Here is a 21990-nt window from a genome sequence, read left to right as displayed (position 1 = left end):
CCCTGGACTTGACGGGACGGCCCCGGTAGTCGGTGGCGACCGCGTAGTAGGTGCCGGGCTCGCAGGCGAGCGTGACCTTGACGTGTCCCTTCTTGGTCGCGCCGCTCTTGACGACCGGGTCGGCGCCGGGAACGGCGCGCAGGATGCGGATGCGCAGCAGCGCGGAACGCGAGCAGCCGCGCCTGGCGGCCGAGGATTCGATCTTCAGCGTGTCGGTGACGTGCGGTTTGGCCACACTCACCCGACATCGTGCCGCTTCCGACGCCGCGGCAGCCTGCGCCGTACTTACCGGCGCGGCGATCGCTGCCAGGCTCACGGCTGCGGCGAGTACCCCAAGGGGTCTACGCATAGGGGGTTTCCTCCAGTTGCGGTAGACGCTGGATGGCTCCGCATTCTGTCGGGGCCGATACCGACTTGTCATCTAAAACGGAATATTTCCCTTATGCGTAGGTAAACCAAAGTGATCGCTGGGACGTCTGTGCAGGCCGGCCGCGCTCTCCCCCGGACGTCCGAAACCCCGGCGTGACCGTCCTTCCCGAACCGGGCCGGCGCGCCCGCGCGAGATCGTCCGGGCGCGCCGCCCCCGATCGTGACTTCCCTCACTGATCAGCCGGACGACCTGGCCCGTTCCAACCCGCCGCGCTCACCCACGGCTTGGTACGCTCCTGAGCGGACGGTCCCCGCGTGCCCACACCGCCGGCACCGTCACCCGCGCCACCCGATCCACCGGCGCCTTCCTCCACCCGCGGCTGAGCCGTTCGTTCGCGATGCCCGGATTCCCCCGCGGGCCCGACCGACCACACGAAGGAGCCACCCCGTGAAGCGCTACATCCTGACCGGCACCCCCGGAGCAGGCAAGACGGCGATCCTGCGCCGGCTGGAACTCGACGGCTACACCGTCGTCGAGGAGGCCGCCACGGACGTCATCGCCCTGCGCCAGGCCCAGGGCGAGCCGGAGCCGTGGACGAACCCGTCCTTCGTCGCGGAGATCACCGCCCTGCAGCGACGACGGCTGGAACGGGCCACGGCCCTGCCCGGCGCGGTGCAGATCCACGACCGCTCCCCCGTCTGCACCTACGCCCTGGCCACCTACCTCGGCCACCCCGTCCCCGCCTCGCTCTCCCGCGAGCTGGACCGCCTCCAGACCCTGCGGCTGTACGAGCGCCAGGTCCTGTTCGTGCGGACGCTCGGGTTCGTCACCCCGACGGAGGCGCGCCGGATCTCCTACGCGGAGTCGCTCCGGTTCGAACGCGTCCACCAGGACGCCTACGCCGAACTCGGGTACGAGTGCGTGCCGATCGCCCCGGGCCCGCTGGCGGAGCGGGCGGCCGAGGTGCGACGGCTCACCACGCCCGCCTCGGCCGACGCGCCGTGAGGTGCGCGAAGACCATGCGGCACACCCGATCGTGTCGGTCCCCGGTGGCACAATGACCGCCATGACCTCTTCAGGCCCGAAAGCTGACCTGCACCGCTACCTCAAGATCGCCCGCGAAGCCCTCGTCTGGAAGCTCGACGGCCTGTCCGAGTACGACGTCCGCCGCCCCCTCACCCCGACCGGCACGAACCTGCTCGGCCTGGTCAAACACCTGGCCGGTGTCGAGCTCGGATATTTCGGCGACACCTTCGGCCGCCCGTCCGGCGCGCCGCTGCCCTGGCTCGACGACGACGCCGAGCCGAACGCCGACATGTGGGCCACCCCCGACGAGTCGCGCGAGCAGACGGTCGCCCTCTACCACCGGGCCTGGGCCCACGCCGACGCCACGATCGAGGAACTGCCCCTCGACGCGACCGGCCACGTCGCCTGGTGGCCCGGCGACCGCAACCCGGTCACCCTGCACCTCATCCTCGTCCACGTGACCACCGAGACGCACCGCCACGCGGGGCACGCGGACATCGTCCGCGAACTGCTCGACGGGGCCGCCGGCCGGCACGACAGAGACCGGTTGCCGAACGCCGGCGACGCGCCCTGGTGGACCGGCTACCACGAACGCCTCGAACAGGCCGCCCGGCAGGCCGCCGGAGCGCGACCGCACGACGGGTGAGCGGCGGCGGGCCGCGCGCCCGCCGCCGTCAGTGCTGGGAGAGCAGGTGGGCGAGCTCCTGCTCCACCTCCTGGCTCGCCACGAACAACAACTCGTCACCGGCCTCCAGCGGGTCGTCCGCCGTGGGCACCAGGACGCGCCCCTCCCGCAGGATCGCCACGAGGGCGGAGTCGACCGGCCACGGCACCGAGCCGGCCCGCTGGCCCACCACCGGCGCGTCCTCGGCCAGGGTCAGCTCGACCAGGTTCGCCTGCCCCTGGCGGAACGTCATCAGGCGCACCAGGTCGCCGACGCTGACCGCCTCCTCCACCAGGGCGCTCAGCAGGCGCGGGGTCGAGACGGCGACGTCCACGCCCCACGACTCGTTGAACAGCCACTCGTTGTTCGGATGGTTGATGCGGGCCACCACGCGCGGCACGCCGTACTCGGTCTTGGCGAGCAGCGAGACGACCAGGTTGACCTTGTCGTCGCCGGAGGAGGCGACGACGACGTGGCAGTTGCTGAGGCCGGCCTCGTCGAGCGAGGCGATCTCGCAGGCGTCGGCGAGCAGCCATTCGGCGCGCGGCACGCTGTCGATCTTGATGGCTTTGGGGTCCACGTCGATGAGCAGGACCTCATGGCCGTTCTCCAGCAGCTCCGCCGCGATGGAACGGCCCACCGCGCCCGCTCCGGCGATGGCGACGCGCATCTACTCGTCCTCTTCCGGTGCCGCGGCGAGCACCTTGTTGATCCGGTCCATGTCGTTCTCCGCGGCGATGACGTGTAGCACGTCGCCCTCCTGCACCACGGTGTCGTCGCCGATGGTGACGGCCTCGCCCATGCGGTTGATGAAGGCGGCCCGGGTACGGGCGCTGGACTCGAGGTCGGTGACGCGGGTGCCGATCCAGCCGGGGTTGACGGTGACCTCGGCCAGGATGACGGTGCCGGTGGGGTCGCGCCAGAGCGGCTCGGCGCCCTCGGGGAGGATGCGGCGCATGATCTGGTCGGCCGTCCAGCGCACGGTGGCCACCGTGGGGATGCCCAGCCGCTGGTAGACCTCGGCCCGGCGGGGGTCGTAGATGCGGGCCACGACGTTGTCGACGCCGAACGTCTCACGCGCGACCCGGGCGGAGATGATGTTGGAGTTGTCACCGCTGGAGACCGCCACGAAGGCGGCGGCCGACTCGACGCCGGCCTCGACGAGCACGTCGCGATCGAAGCCGACGCCGGTCACCCGCCGCCCGCGGAACCCGGAACGCAGCCGGCGGAACGCCTGCGGGTCGCGATCGATGATGGCGACGGAGTGGCCGCTGTCTTCGAGGATGTGCGCGAGAGTCGATCCCACCCGGCCACATCCCATGATCACTATATGCATTTCCCCCCGCATCGTCAGCGGTCGGCCGGTTGCTCGACACCAGTATGGCCCCAGGGGGGAGCGCCGCGTTTAGGCCCTCGGTATGGGGCTAGCATCTCGTTACGTGGCGAAGGTAACGGATCTTGTCAAACGCTTGCTCGTGGGGCGCGCCCTGCGTAGCGGGCAACTCCACGAGCAACTACTCCCCAAACGGATCGCGCTGCCGGTCTTCGCGAGCGACGCGCTCTCCTCCGTGGCGTACGCCCCCCAAGAGATCCTGGTCATCCTCTCCCTGGCCGGGGTCTCCTTCTATGCGTACAGCCCCTGGGTCGCCATCGCCGTCGTGGTCGTGATGCTCACGGTCGTGGCCTCGTACCGGCAGAACGTGCACGCCTACCCGAGCGGCGGCGGCGACTACGAGGTGGCGACCACCAACCTCGGCAAGAACGCCGGGCTCACCGTGGCCAGCGCGCTCATGGTCGACTACGTGCTGACCGTCGCGGTGTCCGTCGCGAACGGGGTCGACTACGTCGGCGCCACGATCCCGTTCGTGGCCCAGCACAAGCCCGCCGTCGCCATCGTCATCGTCATCCTGCTCACCGTGGTCAACCTGCGCGGCATCCGCGAGTCCGGCGCCGCCTTCGCCATCCCCACGTACGCGTTCATGATCGCCGTCCTGGGCCTGATCACCTGGGGCGGGTTCCGGCTGCTGGTGCTGGGCGAGGAGATCGAGGCGCCGAGCGCGCACTTCACGATCCACCCCGAGCAGAGCAACCTCACCGCCTTCGCCGCGGCGTTCCTGGTCCTGCGCGCGTTCTCCTCCGGGTGCGCGGCGCTGACCGGTGTGGAGGCGATCAGCAACGGCGTGCCCGCGTTCCGGAAGCCCAAGAGCAGGAACGCCGCCACCACGCTGCTGCTGATGGGCCTGGTCTCGATCACGATGTTCGGCGGCATCATCGCGCTCGGCCTGGCCTCGGGGGTGAAGGTGGCCGAGCCGGCGGTGGTCGCCCGCGACCTGCTCAGGCCCGACGGCACGCCCGTCGGCCCCGGCTACTACCAGCAGCCGATCATCTCGCAGGTGGCCGACGCGGTGTTCGGGAGCGGGTCGCTGCCGTTCATCGTGATCTCGGCCGTGACGGCGCTGATCCTGTTCCTGGCGGCGAACACGGCCTTCAACGGCTTCCCCGTGCTCGGCTCGATCCTGGCCCAGGACCGTTACCTGCCGCGCCAGTTGCACACGCGGGGCGACCGGCTGGCCTTCTCCAACGGCATCATCATCCTGGCGCTCGGCGCGTGCCTGCTGTTGTGGGGGTTCCAGGCGGACGTGAGCCGCCTGCTGAACCTGTACATCGTGGGCGTCTTCGTCTCCTTCACCCTCAGCCAGACCGGCATGGTCATCCACTGGACCCGCCACCTGAAGACCGAGACCGACCCCAGGGTCCGCCACCAGATGCACCGCTCGCGCGTCATCAACTTCTTCGGCGGCGTGATGACCGGGCTGGTGCTGATCGTGGTGCTGCTGACGAAGTTCATGGTGGGGGCGTGGATCGTGGTGTTCGCGATGCCGGTGCTCTTCCTCATGATGAAGGGCATCCGGCGGCACTACGACAAGGTGGCCGGCGAACTGGAGCTCACCGAGGACTACGAGCCGGCCACGCTGCCCGCGCGCAACCACACGATCGTGCTCGTCTCGAAGATCCACAAGCCGACGATGCGCGCCCTCGCGTACGCCCGCGCCACCCGTCCCTCGACGCTGGAGGCCGTCACGGTCGGCGTGGAGGGCGAGGAGTCGCGCAAGCTGCAGGAGGAGTGGGAGCGGCGCGGCATCCCGGTGCCGCTGAAGATCCTCGACTCGCCGTACCGCGAGATCACGCAGCCGATCCTCGACTACGTCAAGACCCTGCGGCGGCGCTCGCCGCGCGACGTGGTGACCGTCTTCATCCCCGAGTACGTGGTCGGCCACTGGTGGGAGCACCTGCTGCACAACCAGAGCGCGCTGCGGCTCAAGGCGCGGCTGCTGTTCAAGCCCGGGGTGATGGTGACCAGCGTGCCGTGGCAGCTCCATTCGTCCGACCGGCTCCAGGGCCGGCCGGAGCCGTTCGCGCCGGGGTCGGTGCGGCGGCCGTGGCACCAGACGGTCAAGGAGGAGGAGACGGGCCAGTTAGCCGACAAGCGCCCGTAGCCGCCACGTGTCGTGGGGGCTCCAGCCCGGCGGCGCGGCGACGGCGGCCCAGCCGTCCACGATGTTGGCGCCGTAGCGGTGGCCGTGGCCCGGCGGGACGTCCAGCGCGCTCGTCATGTCCACCAGCACCTGCCAGAACGTCACCAGCGGGAACCAGTTCATCTGCGGGTTGACGTCCGGCCCCCGCACGCCCTCCAGCCATTCCGGCCGGTGGTAGATCAGCCGGGGCGACCACCACACGACGGGGTCGGAGGCGTTCTGCAGGTAGACCACGCGCGGAGGCCGCCACGGGCCCGGCGGCCGGCGCAGGTCGGCGGGATGCTGGGCGAACCTGGCCGTCCGGCCCTCCTCATAGACGGGCCGCCACACGGGGCTGCCGCGATCGCGGGCGGTGGTGAGGGCGTGCCAGATGTGGTTGGCGTTCGGCGGCCCCACGAACACCGCGCCGTCCGTCCGCGAGGCCAGGTCGGCGAGGTCCCTGAACGACTGCTCCAGCTCGTACGAGCCGAGGCTCTCGCCCGACAGCACCAGCCTCGGCCGCAGCCCGGCGGGCAGCCGCGCCCACCTTTCGCGCACCGCCTCGACCAGCGCCCGCCCCGCCGCTGCCGCCTTGTCCCGGTCGACCAGGAACGACACCCAGCTCGGCAGGTACGAGTACTGCATCGCGACCATGGCGGAGCTGCCGTTGTACATGTACTCCAGCGAGTCGGCGATGTGCGGGTCGACCCAGCCGGTGCCCGTGGTGCCGAGCACGGCCAGCACAGGACGCCCGAACGCGCCCGTGCGCTCCAACTCGCGCACCGCCAGCGCCGCCTGGTCGCGGGGCGAGGCGGCGCTCTCCAGGCCGACGTACACCCTGATCGGCTCGGTGGCCGGCCTGCCGGAGAACGCCTCGAGCCGCGCCGGGGTGGCGGCCGTGCCGGTGAAGCGGCGGCCCTCCCTGCCCAGCGACCCCCAGCTCACCAGCGAGCGCGGCCCGCCCGACAGGTACGCCGAGGTCGGCCGGCTCACACCCGGGTGGGTGCCCTCGTTGGCGACCGAGGAGATGTCGCTCATCCTGGTGACGAACCCGTTGAACAGCACGTCGTTGGCGAACACCGCCACCAGCAGCCCGATGACCAGCACCCCGACGGCGTGGCCGACGTACACGGGGACGAACCGGTCCAGCCAGGCGATCAGCTTGCGGCCCCCGAGCCGGACGAGCCGGGCGGCCAGCAGCGCGGCGGCGAACAGGACGAGCGTCACGGCCAGGATCAGCGGCGGGAACCAGGTGATGCGCGTGTCCATCCCCATGAGCGCCCGCAGGTCGCGCTGCCAGTCGTAGCTGTACCACAGCGAGATCCCCGCCAGCACGGCGCAACCGGCGAGCAGCACCCGCCAGGCGACCCGCCGGCCGCGCTCGGGCAGCCGGATCATCGAGCGGCCCAGCGCCCCGATGCCGGCCCCCACCGCGTAGCCGAGGATGCCGGTGACGGCCCCCATCACGCCCTGGTACAGCCAGGTGCGCGGCAGCAGCGACGGCGTCAGCGAGGCGCAGGCGAACAGTGTGGCCAGCAGCGTGCCGCCGAACCCGAGCCGCCGCCGCACCACCCTTCCCATGGATACCCAGAGTAATGGATCAAGTCCGATAAGTGGTCATCCGGGTAGGGCACTAAGGTGTCGGATGTGGAACAGGCATCTCTCGAGCTGACGGTAGGTCCGGTCGCCCACGGCGGCTGGTGTGTGGCGCGCCATGAAGGGCGCGTGGTGTTCGTCCGGCATGCCCTGCCAGGGGAACGGGTCATCGCCGAGGTCACCGAGGAGACCTCGCGCTTCCTGCGGGCCGACGCCGTCGAGATCCTGGAGGCCTCCCCCGACCGCGTCGTCCCGCCCTGCCCGTACGCGGGCCCGGGGCGCTGCGGCGGCTGCGACTGGCAGCACGCCACCGTGGAGGCGCAGCGGCGGCTCAAGGCCGAGGTCGTGGCCGAGCAACTGCGCCGGCTGGCGGGCATCGAGCGCGAGATCGTCGTGGAGGAGATCCCGGGGGCCAAGGACGGGCTCGGCTGGCGCACGCGCGTGCAGTTCGCCGCCACCCCCTCCGGCGAGCTGGGCTTCCGCCGGCACCGCTCGCACCAGATCGAGGTCGTGGACGCCTGCCTGATCGCCCACCCGGAGGTGGAGGCGGTGGGCGCCGAGGATCATCTGTGGCCGGGCGCCGCGGGCGTCGAGGTGATCGCCGCCTCCGGCGGGGACCGCGCCGTCGTCGTCGCGCCCCGCCCCCGGCGCAGCGTCACCGTCCCCGACCTGGAGGCGCCCGCCTCGATCCTGCTCGACCAGGGCAAGGGCCGCACCGTGCCGCGGCGCGGCTCCGGGGTGCTGCACGAGCAGGTGGGCGACCGGGAGTTCCGGGTCGCGGGCAGCGGGTTCTGGCAGGTGCACCCGGGCGCCGCAGAGACGCTGCTCGACGCGGTGCTCGCGTACGCGGCCCCGGAGCCCGGGGAGTGGGCGCTCGACCTCTACTGCGGGGTCGGGCTCTTCGCGGCGGGGCTGGCCGAGGCGGTGGGTCCGGAGGGGGCGGTGTTCGGGCTGGAGTCGGAGGCCGCCGCCGTCCGTGACGCCCGCGCCAACCTCCGCGACCTGCCGCAGGCCCGGGTGGAGCGGGGCCGGGTCGAGGAGGCTCTCGACCGCTTCCAGATCGAACGCGCCGACATCGTGGTCGTGGACCCGCCCCGGGCCGGGCTGGGGCGCGAGGTGGTGGAGCGGATCACGTCCCTCGACGCGCTGCGGATCGTGTACGTCTCGTGCGACCCGGCCACGCTGGCCCGCGACCTGGCCTGGCTGCGCGACGGCGGGTACACGCTGACCGACCTGCGCGCCTTCGACGCCTTCCCGATGACCCACCACGTGGAGTGCGTGGTCCTGCTGACCAAGGCGTGAGCTCGGCCCTGACCGGCGGCGGGTGTTCCGCCGCCGGTCGGGGTGGCTCAGCGGTTCCGGTGCGCGCGTGCCCTCCTGCGCGTCCACATGACGCCCATGAGGACGACCACCCCCAGCGCCACGGCGATCGCCGGCAGGCCGATCCGGTCCGGGGCGGACGGTGGCGCGGGGTTCACCCGAGTCGGCGTGCCCAGGGCGGCGATCAGTTCGGGGGTGAGCGGCTCCATGCCCTGAGCCTTGCCGGAGAGCCGCAACGGCTGGTCACCGGCAGGGAGGGGGAGGTTGCCCGAGCACGACGTCGTGGCCCGCGTACTGGCGAACACCAGGTAGCGGGAATCCTTCACGAACTCGTATCCGCAGGCCGGCCCCTGCGCCTTGGTGACCACCTCGAACTCGGCGGCGACCCCGCCCTTGTAGACGTGGTCGGCGCGGAGCGTGACGGTGACGCTGCCGCCGTCGAGCATCGGTTCGTCCACGCGGACGTCCGTGACGGTGCCGGAGAAGACGGCCGTGGCCGCGCCGACGTGCTGCTGGGGTGTACGCGTCGCGCATGAGCAGCCGGCGCGGGCCGCCACCGGCCCCGCGAACAGCGCCGACAGGGACACCGCCAGGCAGAGCACCGCGACTATACGCATCATCATGTCCAACAGGACGTACCGCAGCCGTGAGTGGTTCGGCCGATGTCGAACGCAACGGCGACGGCGGCCTCACGATCACCGGTGTGATCATGAGGCCGCCGCTTCGCCGGGCGCTTCCGCCCAGGTCAGCGCAGGAATCCGGTGACGACCAGCGGCAGTGAGGCGTCCAGCCCGGCCACGTTCAGGACGCCCTGGTCGTTCGGGTCGCCGATCGAGTGCCCGGTCGCGCTCATGGAGACGACGACGACCCGCGCCGCCGGGTTGACGGCGTCCCGGTAGGCGTGCAGGGCCTGCGCCGGGTGGGAGCGGCCGGCCCACGTCTCGTTGTCGGTGAAGACGACGATCCCGTCGGCCTGCATGCCCCGCTCGCGCGCCCACGTGAACGGCAGCGACAGGTCGGTGCCGCCGCCGGACGGCCGCCAGGAGGCGATCTCGCGCAGGTTCGTACGAGGGGTCACCTTCGAGGCGTGCACGGAGACGTCGACGTCGATGACGTGCACGCCGCCCCGCTCGATACGGGCGAGCATGACGGCCATGGCGTTGCCGACCTCGTACGGCGTCCCGATCGGCGAACCGCCCACCTGGAGGCTCCCGCCCCAGCTCATCGACCCGGACGAGTCCACCGCGACCAGCAGCCGCTTGCCGGACGGCTCGACCGTGCCGAACGCCAGCTCGTACGTCTCCTCCAGCGCGTCCAGGACGGCCGGGACCGGATCCCACCTCTGCCGGGTGGCGCGCGGGTTCGGCTGCGCCACACCCGACCTGTAGACGCGCATGGCCAGCCAGGCGTCCATCGGGTGGATGCGGGCGCGCAGGATCGCCTCCCTGTCCGTGAGCCGAGCCACGGTCCGCGACGTCGCCTCCGCCATCGGCTCAAGGGTGCCGAGCCGGGTCATGCGGGCCAGGTTGCGGATGAGCGCGGTCAGGCCGACGGTCTCGATCAGCGCCTCCCACACGGACGGGTCCCTGAGCACCGAGTCCGGGAGGAACTCCCACGGCACCTTCGCCGTCGTCACGACCTCGACGGCTTCGGCCGGCGTGGTGACCGCCTTCGCGGTCAGGAACCGGTCCACCGCGGGCAGGACCTCGCGCGCCCGGTCGTCGCCGACGTTGCCGGCGATCCAGCCGAACAGCGTCGCGCGCTGCTCGTCGTCGGCCGCCGGGTGGGCGATGCGCAGCACGTCCCGCAGGTCGAACGCCTCGCCCTGCGGGGTCCTGCGCTGCCGGGCCTTGCACGCCCTGAACGCCACGGCGTCCGCCGAGCCGGTGAGGAACCAGGAGCCGAGCGCGGTCCGCAGCGACCGGCCCACCGTGGGCGCCGTGCCGCGGGCGGTCGGCTTGCCGCCCAGGTTCTTGTAGTAGCCGAAGAACTGGGCGAGATGGTCGGTGGTGCGCGCCACCTTCGCCAGCGCCGCCTTGGCGGCCTGCCGGGTGCCGGCGTCGCCCTTCGCGTAGCAGGCGGCCAGCGCGAACAGGGCCGGACGCTGCTTCGGCGCCCGCGGCGGCCGGGCCGTCGAGACGGCCGTGAGCAGTTCGACGACGCGCGGGCCGTCCTCGCCGATCGCCTCGAACAGCACGCCCGCGTTCTCCGCGGTCAGCGTGTCCGCGGACACGTAGTAGGTGCCGCCCGTGGTGCCCAGGATGAGGAAGTCCTCCAGCCTGGTCCACAGGTCCTTGGCGAACACGTACCCGCCGGCGGCGTTCTGCACCTGGTCGGTACGTCCGGGTAGCGGCCGGCTCTGCGGGGTCGCGATCGCCGAGACCGCGGCGAGGGGATCGCGGGCCATCATCTGCTTCCTTCCGTTTCGACCCGCCCGGGGGCGGATGTGTGCACTTGTCAGCCCCTGTCGGCGGCACGGCTGACCAGCGATCAGGTCTGGAACTGGCACGGATATGAGAGGGCACGCCGGCGTTCTCGACGCTCTACCGATTGAGCTACACAGACCCGAGCCTGTGACGGGATTCGAACCCGCAACCGTCCCATTAACAGTGGATGACCGACCCGCTTCGACCCGCGCCAGCACCAGACCTGACCAGCCCACATTCCCCGGAAAAGGCGCGGATGTGATACCGGAAGCCGGGGGTTCTTTGTTGCAGAAAGATAACCGGCGCCCTTTCGACCCGCGCCTTTTCCGGGCCCCGTGAACTGCCTTCCACCGTAGCGACGGGCAGGAAGCGTCACACCTCATTTTCCCGCAATCAGGAAATAACCCCCGGGAACGGCGGTCAGAAGGTGGCGATCGGGTTGACCGGGCTGCCGGACGTACCGGCGAAGCGGACCGGCGCGACCGCGAGGTGGAAGTCCCACTGGCCGAGTTCGGCGGCCGTCGTCGCGCACGCCTCCAGGTCGCAGTTGTCGAGCATCCACAGACCCATCGCGACGAGGCTCACGGCGTGCACCGGCATCAACACGTCGTCGTACCCCGACGGCTGAACGTCCTGGGGCGTGTCCGCGCCGATCAGCGCGACCTGCCGTTCATGCAGCCACGGCAGGCAGGACGCGTGCCAGCCGGCCTGCGTGAAACCGCCGGCCGGACCGCTCTCGTGCCGGGCGCGGCCGTGGCCGGTCCGCAGGAGCACCGCGTCGCCGGGCCGCACCCGCACACCCTGACGTCGCTCGGCTTCCTCGAGATCGTCGGGAAACACGCCCTGCCCCGGTTCCAGCCAGGGCACGTCCCGCACGCTCGCGACGTCGAGCAGCACACCACGCGTGATGATCCCGTTCGCCGCCGCCGTGACGGACGCCCACGCCGATCCCGTCGCGGCGTCGACCAGCGAGTGGGACCGCCCGTTGTACATCGTGCCGTCCCAGAAGATGTGGCACGGCGAGTCGATGTGGGTGAGGGTGTTGCCGTGGAACGTGACGCCGAGCCGCTCGGACGAGAAGCCCCAGCGCCGGTCGTTGCGGAATCCGGGCGACGGCATGTGCTCGGCGCCGGGCATGTCGGCGGCGCACGGGCACGTCGTCGTCGACCGCTCCATGTCCTCCGGTACGGCGACCTCCCACGCGCACGACACGCTCCTGCCGTGGCGCACGGCCCGCGCCGCCGCCAGCCGGACGTCGTCGGTGATGTGGTTCAGCGTGCCGAGTTCGTCGTCGTCGCCCCACCGTCCCCAGTTCGACAGCGTGTCGAAGTACCCGAGGACGTCGTCCTGAGTGGGCATCGGTCGCCTTGCCGTCATCCCAGCATCGACTCCTTCGGTCACGTGGTTCGAGGCACCGCAGGCAGGCTATCCCGCTCTCTCCTTGGGCACGACCCCGTCGAGGCCGGAGAGACGATGGCGAGAGCGGACAGTGACGACACGGATGCGAAATACAGCCACATGATCAGACATTTCGGCCTCTCCGAATGTACGCTTACGGGAGACCACTGGCAGTGACGGTGGCGGCGAGGGATGTAGTGGGGTCAAGGACGGTCTGTTGTTCGTGGCAACGGGCCGCCCTTGCCTACTGGGCACCGTGCGCAGGCCGGCAGCACCGCGTCGGCCTGCGGAGGTCATTCGGTGACTTCGTCGATCAGCCGCGTCCAGAACGCCGTGAGATCCTCCCCGGCGAAACGCCGATAACAGATGCGGACGTGCCCCCCGCCGTCCCCCGCCCGGTACACCGCCACCTCCGTGTACGGCGTGCCGTCGTCGACGAAGCCCGTGTACAGGTGGGTCCAGTCGCCGGCCTGCGGCGCCCACTCCGGGAACACCAGGTGCGCGGCATGGTCCCGTAGCGCTGCCAGCCAGCGTTCCTCCTCGGTGGCGCTCATACTCCACAGTGGCAGGACGCCCACCAAGAACCAGCAAAACACCCTGAGCGGCCGGGACTCGAAAGCGCCACCCGACGCGGCCACGTACGCTCCCCGACCGGTGAAGCGCGAAAAGAACACCCGTCCCGCCCATCACCTCCTTTAAGGTGCTACCGGTCGAGCAGTACGCCGAAGGAGGGCTTGTGGTCCATCCACGGGACTGGACCGGGCTGGTCCATGGTCGGGATGACCGATTCGACGCGCTCACCGTTCGGGCCCTCAGCGGTTCCGCGAGCCAGTCGTGGGCGCACCCGATCCGGGTGCTGGCCAGCGACGGCCAGAGCTATTTCATGAAGACCCTGGGCGGATGCCCGGAGTTCGCTCAAGGGTCCGTCGCCGTGGAGTACGTGGTCGCGCAGGCTGGACGGCTGATCGGCGCGGCCGTCTGCCGCACCAGCCTCATCCGCGTTCCCGAGGCGCTCGACGACTGGCCTCTCCCCACGGGCGGCAAGCTCACAGCCGGTCTGGCACACGCCAGTGCCGCTCTGGAACGTGCCATCGAAAGCCGGCCGGCGCTCACGAGCCGGGCACGGGACGACAATCGACGCCGGCATGTGGGCCTCTACGCCCTCTATGACTGGTGCTTCGGGGACGATCCCCAGCGGCTGCACGACCTCGACGGCGATCACGCGATCTACAGCCATGATCACGGGCTCTACCTCCCGCCTCATGACGGACGCATCACCCGCCGCTACCTCATGGACTGCGCGGACGAGCCGAACGTCCTCACGGATCCGCCTGCCGGGCTGGACTCTCAGGCGATCGCCAACGTGTCACAGGCACTTGAGAGAATAAGCCGCGATGCTCTCGTCAAGATTGTGCGTGGCGTGCCAGCATCGTGGCCAGTGAGCGACGAGGATCTGGAAGCGGTCGGCTGGTTCCTTGAACACCGCGCACCGGCCGTGGCAGCCAGGATCCGGGCACTGATCTGAAGGGAGGTCGGTCAATGAGTCGCTACGTCTACTCGATCGTTCGCTGTCTTCCCGACCCCAGGACGGGAGAGTTCGTCAACATCGGGGCCATCGCCGGTGATCCCGCGACGGGCGACTGGTCGCTGCGCCAGCTCAGCAACTTGCAGCGGGTCCGCCGTTTCGTCGACCGCCCCATTCTGGAGACGGCCACCGGCTGCCTGCTCAAGCTGTACGACGAGATCGAGCGCAACCAGGCGGCGCTCCTGGAGGACGACGGCGAGCCTCTGGGCGAGGACTGGCTCGACCGCCTCCACCGCGACCATCGCAACATCGTGCAGTTCAGCGCTCCGGCCCCCGTGCTCGCGGACGATGCCCAGGATGCGCTGGCGTTCGTCTTCGAGCACCTCATCGTCGATCCGGTCGAATCGCCCAAATACCGGTCAGTGACCCGGCACGCGCTCCAGAGCCGGATGCGCAAGGCCTACCAGGACGCGCACATCGCCGAGCACCTGGTACGTGCGAAGGTGCAACTTCACGTGGGGGCGAGGCTGCAGTCCCCGATGGATTTCGCCATCGCCGACGGCAGGGTCGTCCAGCTCACCCAGACGTGGTCCTTCCGCCTGGCCCAGGTCGACGAAGTGCCCGACAGGGTGAAGTCGTGGGGGTATGCGATCGGACGCTTCCGCGACGGCGAGGACGCGCGGGTCGTCGACGCTCTCGGGCACGTCAGCCGCATCACCCCGGACGTGGATCTCGAGGTGGTGATCGCGCCGCCGGAGACGCCCGAGGAGACGAAGGCGTACGAGGAGGCCGAGCAGGTCTTCGAGAATCTCGGGGCCGAGGTTCACTCCGCGCGGGACGTGGGGGCTGTCAGCGCCAGGGCCGCCGAACTGGCACGTCTCCTCCGCTAACCGCCGCGCGACGGCGTCGGCCGGGATTCGGCCTGTTCCGCGCGTCCCCGTGGCGGGTTTCTGCGGCTTCGTGATGATCAGCCGCAGCGCACGATCGCCTGTCGCACGGCCTTGCGGCAACTCTGCCGCCGGACCTCGTTGAGGCAGGTCCGCGAACGCCACCCGGCTGCCCGCGTGCTCCGCGTCCACCAAGCGGCTTGCCATGCCAATCATAGATACGGCCCATAGACGTATCCATACAGGCGGCTACTATGTGCGGTAGGTCTCGCGTGATCGCGGAGCTCCGGAGCGCCGCTCGTCCTCACGCAAGCTGGAAGGAGTTCATGTGCCAGCCCCGCACGACGGCAATTCCGAAGGCGCCCCCGCCCGGGGGAACGACGGCCGTAAGCGACGTGACAAGCGCGAACGCGCCACCCCGAGCTACGAGGTCCCGCACTTCTTCCCGCACCTGGAGCCTCTGCGGGAGCGGTACGTCAAAATCCCGTGGAGCGACTCGGTGGGCAGATCCACGACCACCAGGATTCGCGCCCAGACGTGCCCGTGCACGAAGACGACCTTCGAGCTGTGCGCCGTGGGCGGCCTGCTGCACATCCGCCGCATCGTGACGACACCGAATGGCGATCTCGTCAGCGAGAGCCCCTGGCTCCGGTGGCCGAACGGCAAGGCCCTGTGGCGGGACCTTCTGGGAGGACGCGCCTACTGAGGGGCGTCCGGCAGAGGACCGGCAAGCGGCGACCGATGCCGTGGCACCGCCAAAGCGCCGACCGCGCCACCTCCGTCACCCGCTTACAACACCCGGGCAAGGCATCGGTCACACAGTCCGGCCAGGTAGGAAGCAGCGCCCCGACAGGTACTCCACCGGTGCCCACACGTGGGGGTGAAGCCCCTCGACGTGCGCCGGCAGCAAGGCGGCCATCCCCGATCACCGCGACCGGATCGCAATCGCGGTCCGCAGGCGGGTACCGCACACCGCCGCCGACCAACACGCACGCCGCGCCGGAAGCGCCCAGGCGACGGCCTTCACCACTGACAGCCGGGAGCCCCTCGCGGTGTTCCGCGAGGGGCTCCCGGCGCCCGCTGGTGGCGTCAGGGCATGGTCATGTCGCCGGCGCCCTCGGCGAACTCCGCGGCGAAGCGCTCGTCCTCGCCCTCTTCGTCCTCGTGGTGGTCCTTGTGCTCACAGTCCTGGTTCAGCAACCACACCACCAGCGGCGAGTGCCACTTGATCAGCTTGGCCACCTCGTTCTCGCACTTCCCGTGATGCGGCCCCATGAAGTCGTCGTCGGCGATGGCGGGTACGGCGGTGAGGAGCATGGCGGCGGCGGTCATGGTGACGGCGGCGATGGCGGCTTTGTACATGGTGATTCCCCGATGTGGTGTGAGATGATCTTTCGCCACCCTTAGTACCCGGGCATGTGGATCAAGCTGTTAATGGTTCGATCCGGAGCTCTTTACCCGGCCGTCCCGGACGACGGTCAGCTCGCGTCCCATTCCGCGCGCAGCCCCGCCAGCGCCTCGTGAAAGCCGGGGAACGTCTTCTTCACGCACCCCGGGTCGTCCAGGATGATCCCCGGCACGCGCAGCCCCGTGACGCTGAACGACATGGCGATCCGATGGTCGCCGTGGCAGGCGATCTCGGCGCCGCGAGGCGGCGCCGGGGTGACCTCGATCCAGTCTCGTCCGACGCTGACCGGCACGCCCAGCCGCCGCAGGTTCTCGGCGCACGCCTCCAGCCGGTCGCACTCCTTGATCCTGGTGTTGTACACGTCCTCGATCCGGACCGGGCCGTCGGCGAACGGGGCGATGGCGGCGAGAGTGGGCACGGTGTCGGAGATGTCGCGCATGTTGACGGTCAGGCCGCGCAGGCGTCCGGTGCCGGTGACGGTCACGGAGGTGGGCGAGACGTCCACCTCAGCGCCCATCCGTTCCAGCACCTCGGCGAAGCGGACGTCACCCTGCAGCGCCCCCGAGCCCAGCCCGGGGATGGTCACGCTGTTCCCGGTCAGCGCGGCCGCGGCGAGGGGGTAGGAGGCCGTGGAGGCGTCCGGTTCGATGGCGTAGTCGGCCGCCTGGTATCCCTGGGGCGGGACGTGGAAGGTCGCGCCGTCGCGCCGCACCTCGACGCCGAAGCTGCGCATCATCGCCAGCGTGATCTCCACGTACGGGGCCGACACGAGATCGGTGACGGTGATCTCCAGCCCTTCGGCGGTCAGCGGCCCGACGAGCAGCAACGCGGTGAGGAACTGCGACGACAGGCCGGCGTCCAGCGTGATCCGCCCGCCCTTGATGCCGGCGGCGCGCACGGTCAGCGGGTGGTGCCCGTCTTCCCCTTCGTGCGTCAGGTCCACGCCGAGTTCCTGGAGGGCCCGGGTGAGCGGACCGAGCGGGCGGCGGCGCATCTGCGCGGAGGCGTCGAAGCGGAACACCCCGTGCCCGGCCGCCGCCAGCGCGGGCAGGAAACGCGAGGTCGTGGCCCCGTCGCGGCAGAACACCGCCGCCTCACCGGACGCAGGCCCCTGCGGGCGTCCGTCAATCGTCCATGCCTCCGGCCCGCGTTCCACCCGGTAGCCGAGTGCGATCAGCCCTTCCGCGAACCCCTCGGTGTCGTCGGACACCAACGGCCGCCGCAGCACGGTGGTGCCCCGCGCGGCGGCGGCGAGGAACAGGGCGCGGGCGGTGACCGACTTCGATCCGGGAACCTGCATGATCGTCATGCCAGTCAGCCTAGACCGCCGCGCCGGACGGGCTCAGAGACGCGGGTCAGGCGGGCGAGGCCGGTGGCTTGATCGGGGTGCGACCGCGGCCGAGCACCCACAACATGGCCCCCAGCGCGGCCACCTGCAGCGGCCAGCCCATCACGATCTTGGCGAGCCCGAGCGCCGCCACCGCCTGGTCGCCGCCGAACAGGTAGACGGGCCCCTGCACGGCCACCCGGACCGCGCAGGGCAGCATGAGCAGCCAGGTCAGCCGCGTGCACAGCTTCACGATGCCGGGATCCTTGTGCCAGGCGGTCGGGTCGCCCGTCACCGAACCGATCAGGAACCCGACGACCGGCCACCGGGTGACGATCGAGACCAGCATCGCCACCGCGTAACCGGCGTTGTACAGGATTCCGGGCAGGAAGTAGTCTTTCGCGTCGCCTGTCCGGCTGGCGAAGAACGCGCCGATCGCGATGCCGATCAGGCTGTTGATCACGAACTGCGGCGTGGACCGCTGGACGAGCCGCGCCACGAGCAGCACCACCGACAGCGAGATGCTGATGATGAGTGACAGCTTCAGATCTTCGGTGGAGATCCAGGACAGCGTGAACGCGATCGTCGGGACCGCGGCCTCGATGATGCCGCGCACCCCGCCGAGGGCCTTGGCGAGCTGTGCTCGCACCGCCGCCTCAACGGTGTCATGGGCGACCTCTTCCGCCTCAGCACTCACCTGATCAACTCCCTGGGCGCAGCTCGTAACGCGGATTGAACATCACCTTGCGCCCGTCCTGCATGCTGACCAGGCCCTCGGCCTTGACCGTGCGGCCCGGCTCGATACCCGCGATCTTGCGGCGGCCGAGCCAGACGAGGTCGATCACGTCGGAGCCGTCGTACAGCTCGGCCTCGAGAGCAGGGGCGCCGCCCCTCGGACGCAGAGTCACCGTACGTAGCGTACCCGCCACGCAGAAGCGGCGGCGACCGCCACACGAGACGATCGGGGTCGCGCCGACCTCGTCGGCGTCTTCCCGCAGTTCCTGGGCCTCGATCTCGGACTGGCTGGACGCCAGCCGACTGAAGAACCCGCGCAATCCCCCGCGTTTAGGGGGTTCTGCCGTACTCATGATGCTTCAGCCTATGTGATGTCAGCTCTTAGCGAATCTCGCTGATTTCCGGTCCTCGCTTGAACGGGTTGAGGCCGGGCCGCTGCTCGCCCGTCTCGGCCGCCTGCTCGTTCGGACGGCGCAGCGGGATCGGCTCCTCGCGGGCCATCGGCTCGTCGCCCCGGACGACCACGACGTCCTTGATGAAGTCGATGTACGGGGCCGCGACCGCGTCGTCCACGGCCGCCTTGCCGGAGATCACCGCCAGCAGGAACCAGCGGGGGCCGTCGATGCCGAGGTAGCGGGCCGGACGGCTGTCGCCCTCGACCTTCATCTCGCCGCTCAGCTCGCCGCCGAACGGCCCCTCCCGCTCCTCCAGGTGCTTGGCCTGGCTGAGGATCTTGGTCTTGACCTCGTCCCACAGGCCGGTGCTGCGTGGCGCCGCCAGGGCCTGGAGCTGCAGCGAGCTCTCGTCGTACAGGACGACGACACCGACGTGCTGATCGCCGACGGAGGCCAGCCGCACGTCGAAGTCGGGGTTGTGCGGCAGCCGCAGGCCGCCCAGGTCGATCCGGTCCGCCTCCGGGTGGGCCTCGTCGGCGTCCCACGGGCCGGATTCTCGCGTCGGCGGGGCAGTCTCCTGCTCGACCGCCCGCTCCGGCTGCTCACGACGTCGACGTCGGAACACGTTCCTCACTCTCCCTGCTCGTCGGGCCGCTGCCGGGCCCGTAGTTCCGTCGGGCCCTCCCGGGCCCCTTCCCCTCGCCGGCCGAACGTCCTGCCGCTCCGCCGCATTCCACCGCCGGCGTTCCATCACCCGGCGATCTCCCGCCGGCCGCTCCGGAGCCCGGCGTCCGTGCGGACCGCGCCCGTCTCCCGGTCAGCGGCCCGTCGAGCCGAAGCCGCCGGTGCCGCGCACGGACTCCGGCAGCCGCTCGACCGCGACGAACGCCGCCCGTTCCACCTGCTGGATCACGAGCTGCGCCACCCGGTCGCCGCGCCGCAGCAGGAACGGCTCGCCGCGATCGGTGTTGATCACCGTCACCCGGATCTCGCCCCGGTAACCGGCGTCGACCGTGCCGGGGGCGTTGACCAGGGTGACGCCGTGCTTGGCCGCCAGCCCCGACCGCGGATGCACGAAAGCCGCGTAACCCTCGGGCAGGGCGATCGCCAGCCCGGTGCCGACGACGGCCCGCTCGCCGGGCATCAGCTTCACGTCCTCGGCCGCGTAGAGGTCGGCTCCCGCGTCGCCCGGGTGGGCGTACGACGGGATCGGCAGCTCGGGGTCGAGCCGCTGGATGAGGACCTCTGCTCCACTCAAGGGTTCACCTCGTAGTCCTGGTGCTCTGCGGTGATGGCGGCGAGATCGCCGTGCTTGGCGAAGTGTTCCATGTTCACCTCGATGAACAGCGCTGCCGCGCGGACGGCGACCGGCCCGTCCGGTGCGCCGATACGCCCCTCAGCCTCAAGGTACGCCTTTCTGCCGTCGATGCCGTTGCACCAGGCACGCAGGTGGAGTGTCGTGCCGACGGGAACGGGGAGCAGGAAGTCGGTCTCCAGGCGGCCGGTCACGTACGGCTTGTGGAACAGGTAGACGGACATCCCGATGACCTCGTCCATGGCGGTGGCCAGCACGCCGCCGTGGGCCAGCCGTGGCGCCCCCTGGTGCGCCTCCCCCACCGTGAACTCGGCCTCCACGGTCGTGCCGTCGGGGGTTCTGGCCTTGAGGTGGAGACCGGCCGGGTGCCCGTTACCGCAACCGAAACACTGGCTGTAGTGGGAACCGAGGGTGCTGCCCGGCGGCGGCGCGTCGGGATGCGCCGCGGGCGACTGAGCGCCCGGTGGCGGGGTGGTGAGGGAGGAACGCGTCACGGGTGACGAGGTTACTCCGTGTCCTTGGCCCGCTCGTCCCCAGCGGCCACCGAAACGCTCGCCTGCCCGGCCGGGCCGTCGGGCGCGGCGGCGTCGGGCGACCTGTCGCGGGCCTCGAACGCGTCACGCGGCGGGGCCGCCGTGTCACGCGACCCGCCGTCACCGTCATCACCACTGTCACCGTGCGCGTCACCGTCGTCACCGCGGAACCCGGCGCCGCGTGGCCCGCCGTGCTCGCCGTGTGGGCCCAGTGCGGGTGATGGTGCGGGTGGTGGCGCGGCGCCCGGTGGCGCGTCCTCGTGGCCCGGTGGTCGTTCGGGTGGCCGCTGCCGCAGCTCCGGCAGCGCCCGATAGATGACCGCCGCCACGGGGACGGCCACGGCGGCTCCCGCGATGCCCGCCAGGATGCCGCCGACCGACAGCACCAGGATGATCGCCAGCGGATGGAAGTTGAGCGCCCGGCCCACGATCAGCGGCTGCAGCACGTGGTTCTCGAGTTGCTGCTCCACGATGAGGATGCCGAGGAAGATCAGCGCGTAGACCAGGCCCTTGGCGCCCAGGGTGACCAGGGTCGCGACGGTGCCCGCGAAGAAGATGCCGACGATGGGGATGAAGCTGGCGAAGAAGATCAGCACGGCCAGCGGCGCCCACAGCGGCACCCCGAGCCCGGCCAGCACGATGCCCATGATCATCCCGTGGACGGCGGCCACCGCCACCGTGCCCTGCACGTAGTGGGAGAGCGTGGCCCACGCGGCCCGCCCCGCCCGGTCGACCCGCGGCGCCACCCCGCCGAACGCCTTCAGGAACCAGCCCCAGATCCGGTCGCCGTCCTTGAGCAGGAAGAACGTCACGAACAGCAGCAGCACGATGGACGCCAGCACCTCGACCGCCACCGCCCCGGCCGACAGGACCGTGCCGGTGATGGCGGTGCGCTGCGCGTTGACCATCGTCGCGATCTCGTCGACGTAGCCGGTGATCTGGGTCTGCTCCAGGTGCAGCGGGCCGTCGATCAGCCAGGTCTGCACCGATCTGGCCGTCTCCTGCACCTGCTGGACGAGGTTGGGGAACTCCTCGCCGGCCCGCGCCCCGACCAGCCAGCCCGTGCCGCCGAGCACGGCCAGCGCCACCAGCATGGTGATCCAGGTGGCGTAGATGGGCCGGATGCCGGCGTTGCGCAGGCTCTTGGTGAGCGGGAACAGCAGCGCGGTCAGCAGCAGCGCGATGGCCACGGGCAGCGCCACGAACGCGAGCCGGGCGATCACTTGGACGATGATGTAGACGACCACGCCGACGAGCATCAGGCACCCGCTCCACATGGCCATCCGGGCCAGCACGGGCGGGACGAGCTTGGTTGGGTGGTCGGGCAGCACGTGTTCAAGACTGGCACGTCCGGGCGCGGGATGCGCGCCGATAAAACCGACAACCGGCCGTGCAGCCGAGAGCGTAACGCAGCGGCACCCTCTCGCCCCGGGCCGCTGACCTGGCATGATGACCCCTCGGCCACACCTCCCGAACCCTGGCCACGATCCGCACACCACCTGGGGTCCTGGGCCGCGGGTGGTCCGGTCGTCGGGCGCGGGGGTGCGGCC

Annotated in this window: 23 protein-coding genes; 7 read left to right on the top strand and 16 right to left on the bottom strand. The window is 70.8% G+C overall.

Translation table 11 applies throughout. From position 1 onward, the window contains the following. Positions 1-241, bottom strand: a 241-nt coding sequence (locus tag FAF44_RS40700) for a hypothetical protein (RefSeq protein WP_237108725.1), incomplete at its 3' end; no start/stop codon positions are given. Between the two features lie 576 nt (positions 242-817). Here FAF44_RS40700 and FAF44_RS40695 point away from each other — a divergent pair. Together FAF44_RS40695 and FAF44_RS40690 are read left to right on the top strand one after the other, a co-directional pair. Then, positions 818-1375, top strand: coding sequence for an AAA family ATPase (locus FAF44_RS40695; protein ID WP_237108724.1), 558 nt, complete (start codon positions 818-820; stop codon positions 1373-1375). A 61-nt stretch (positions 1376-1436) separates the two neighbouring features. After that, the gene (locus FAF44_RS40690) at positions 1437-2042 is read left to right on the top strand and encodes a DinB family protein (RefSeq protein WP_237108723.1); all 606 of its coding nucleotides are present in this window, start codon (positions 1437-1439) and stop codon (positions 2040-2042) included. A gap of 28 nt (positions 2043-2070) precedes the next feature. Here FAF44_RS40690 and FAF44_RS40685 read toward each other — a convergent pair whose 3' ends face one another. Further along, a complete protein-coding gene (locus FAF44_RS40685) occupies positions 2071-2730 on the bottom strand; it encodes a TrkA family potassium uptake protein (protein ID WP_237108722.1) in 660 nt (219 codons plus the stop codon). After that, positions 2731-3396 carry a TrkA family potassium uptake protein gene (locus FAF44_RS40680; protein WP_237108721.1) on the bottom strand — a complete coding sequence of 222 codons (666 nt, stop codon included), beginning with the start codon at positions 3394-3396 and terminating at the stop codon, positions 2731-2733. A 103-nt stretch (positions 3397-3499) separates the two neighbouring features. Between FAF44_RS40680 and FAF44_RS40675 the strand changes: the two genes are divergently transcribed. Continuing rightward, positions 3500-5557: an APC family permease gene (locus FAF44_RS40675; RefSeq protein ID WP_237108720.1), complete on the top strand. Its 2058-nt coding sequence runs from the start codon at positions 3500-3502 to the stop codon at positions 5555-5557. Here FAF44_RS40675 and FAF44_RS40670 read toward each other — a convergent pair. Next, positions 5537-7156 (bottom strand): alpha/beta-hydrolase family protein, encoded by a 1620-nt coding sequence (locus tag FAF44_RS40670; protein ID WP_237108719.1) that lies wholly within the window; start codon positions 7154-7156, stop codon positions 5537-5539. The genes FAF44_RS40675 and FAF44_RS40670 overlap by 21 nt on opposite strands. A 57-nt stretch (positions 7157-7213) precedes the next feature. On the opposite strand from FAF44_RS40670, the gene FAF44_RS40665 reads away from it, so the two are divergent. Further along, positions 7214-8473 (top strand): class I SAM-dependent RNA methyltransferase, encoded by a 1260-nt coding sequence (locus FAF44_RS40665; RefSeq protein WP_237108718.1) that lies wholly within the window; start codon positions 7214-7216, stop codon positions 8471-8473. 47 nt (positions 8474-8520) lie between these two features. Here FAF44_RS40665 and FAF44_RS40660 read toward each other — a convergent pair whose 3' ends face one another. From FAF44_RS40660 to FAF44_RS40645, 4 genes are all read right to left on the bottom strand, one after another. Continuing rightward, positions 8521-9114, bottom strand: a complete 594-nt coding sequence (locus FAF44_RS40660) for a hypothetical protein (RefSeq protein WP_237108717.1) — start codon at positions 9112-9114, stop codon at positions 8521-8523. A gap of 122 nt (positions 9115-9236) precedes the next feature. Beyond that, positions 9237-10901, bottom strand: coding sequence for a TROVE domain-containing protein (locus FAF44_RS40655; protein WP_237108716.1), 1665 nt, complete (start codon positions 10899-10901; stop codon positions 9237-9239). Between the two features lie 436 nt (positions 10902-11337). After that, a complete protein-coding gene (locus tag FAF44_RS40650) occupies positions 11338-12276 on the bottom strand; it encodes a cyclase family protein (protein ID WP_237108715.1) in 939 nt (312 codons plus the stop codon). Between the two features lie 332 nt (positions 12277-12608). After that, positions 12609-12869 carry a hypothetical protein gene (locus FAF44_RS40645; RefSeq protein WP_237108714.1) on the bottom strand — a complete coding sequence of 87 codons (261 nt, stop codon included), beginning with the start codon at positions 12867-12869 and terminating at the stop codon, positions 12609-12611. A 182-nt stretch (positions 12870-13051) separates the two neighbouring features. On the opposite strand from FAF44_RS40645, the gene FAF44_RS40640 reads away from it, so the two are divergent. The 3 genes from FAF44_RS40640 (at position 13052) to FAF44_RS40630 (ending at position 15433) form a co-directional block, all read left to right on the top strand. After that, on the top strand, positions 13052-13840 hold the full coding sequence (locus FAF44_RS40640) for a hypothetical protein (protein ID WP_237108713.1): 789 nt from the start codon (positions 13052-13054) through the stop codon (positions 13838-13840). A 14-nt stretch (positions 13841-13854) separates the two neighbouring features. Continuing rightward, a complete protein-coding gene (locus FAF44_RS40635) occupies positions 13855-14730 on the top strand; it encodes a DUF3037 domain-containing protein (RefSeq protein WP_237108712.1) in 876 nt (291 codons plus the stop codon). Positions 14731-15055: 325 nt separating this feature from the next. Further along, positions 15056-15433: a hypothetical protein gene (locus tag FAF44_RS40630; protein WP_237108711.1), complete on the top strand. Its 378-nt coding sequence runs from the start codon at positions 15056-15058 to the stop codon at positions 15431-15433. Between the two features lie 383 nt (positions 15434-15816). On the opposite strand, the gene FAF44_RS40625 is transcribed toward FAF44_RS40630, so the two are convergent. From FAF44_RS40625 to FAF44_RS40590, 8 genes are all read right to left on the bottom strand, one after another. After that, on the bottom strand, positions 15817-16089 hold the full coding sequence (locus FAF44_RS40625; protein WP_237108710.1) for a hypothetical protein: 273 nt from the start codon (positions 16087-16089) through the stop codon (positions 15817-15819). Positions 16090-16205: 116 nt separating this feature from the next. After that, the gene (gene aroA / locus FAF44_RS40620; protein WP_237108709.1) at positions 16206-17444 is read right to left on the bottom strand and encodes a 3-phosphoshikimate 1-carboxyvinyltransferase; all 1239 of its coding nucleotides are present in this window, start codon (positions 17442-17444) and stop codon (positions 16206-16208) included. Between the two features lie 46 nt (positions 17445-17490). Continuing rightward, entirely contained in the window at positions 17491-18159 is a 669-nt protein-coding gene (locus FAF44_RS40615) for a DUF3159 domain-containing protein (RefSeq protein ID WP_237108708.1), read from the bottom strand. A gap of 4 nt (positions 18160-18163) precedes the next feature. Beyond that, entirely contained in the window at positions 18164-18550 is a 387-nt protein-coding gene (locus FAF44_RS56095; RefSeq protein ID WP_308193465.1) for an OB-fold nucleic acid binding domain-containing protein, read from the bottom strand. A 28-nt stretch (positions 18551-18578) separates the two neighbouring features. After that, the gene (locus FAF44_RS40605) at positions 18579-19217 is read right to left on the bottom strand and encodes a DUF3710 domain-containing protein (RefSeq protein WP_237108707.1); all 639 of its coding nucleotides are present in this window, start codon (positions 19215-19217) and stop codon (positions 18579-18581) included. A 192-nt stretch (positions 19218-19409) separates the two neighbouring features. Next, positions 19410-19850 (bottom strand): dUTP diphosphatase, encoded by a 441-nt coding sequence (gene dut / locus FAF44_RS40600; protein ID WP_237108706.1) that lies wholly within the window; start codon positions 19848-19850, stop codon positions 19410-19412. Beyond that, positions 19847-20401 (bottom strand): PaaI family thioesterase, encoded by a 555-nt coding sequence (locus FAF44_RS40595; RefSeq protein ID WP_237108705.1) that lies wholly within the window; start codon positions 20399-20401, stop codon positions 19847-19849. Before FAF44_RS40595 ends, dut begins: the two co-directional genes overlap by 4 nt. Positions 20402-20412: 11 nt before the next feature. Next, positions 20413-21771 carry an AI-2E family transporter gene (locus tag FAF44_RS40590; protein WP_237108704.1) on the bottom strand — a complete coding sequence of 453 codons (1359 nt, stop codon included), beginning with the start codon at positions 21769-21771 and terminating at the stop codon, positions 20413-20415. Between the last annotated feature and the right edge of the window lie 219 nt (positions 21772-21990).

This window comes from Nonomuraea sp. MG754425 (genome assembly GCF_021699195.1).
Lineage (GTDB): Bacteria > Actinomycetota > Actinomycetes > Streptosporangiales > Streptosporangiaceae > Nonomuraea.
Note: the sequence above shows the minus strand (reverse complement) of the source record. Positions and strands in the feature narration are given on the sequence as shown.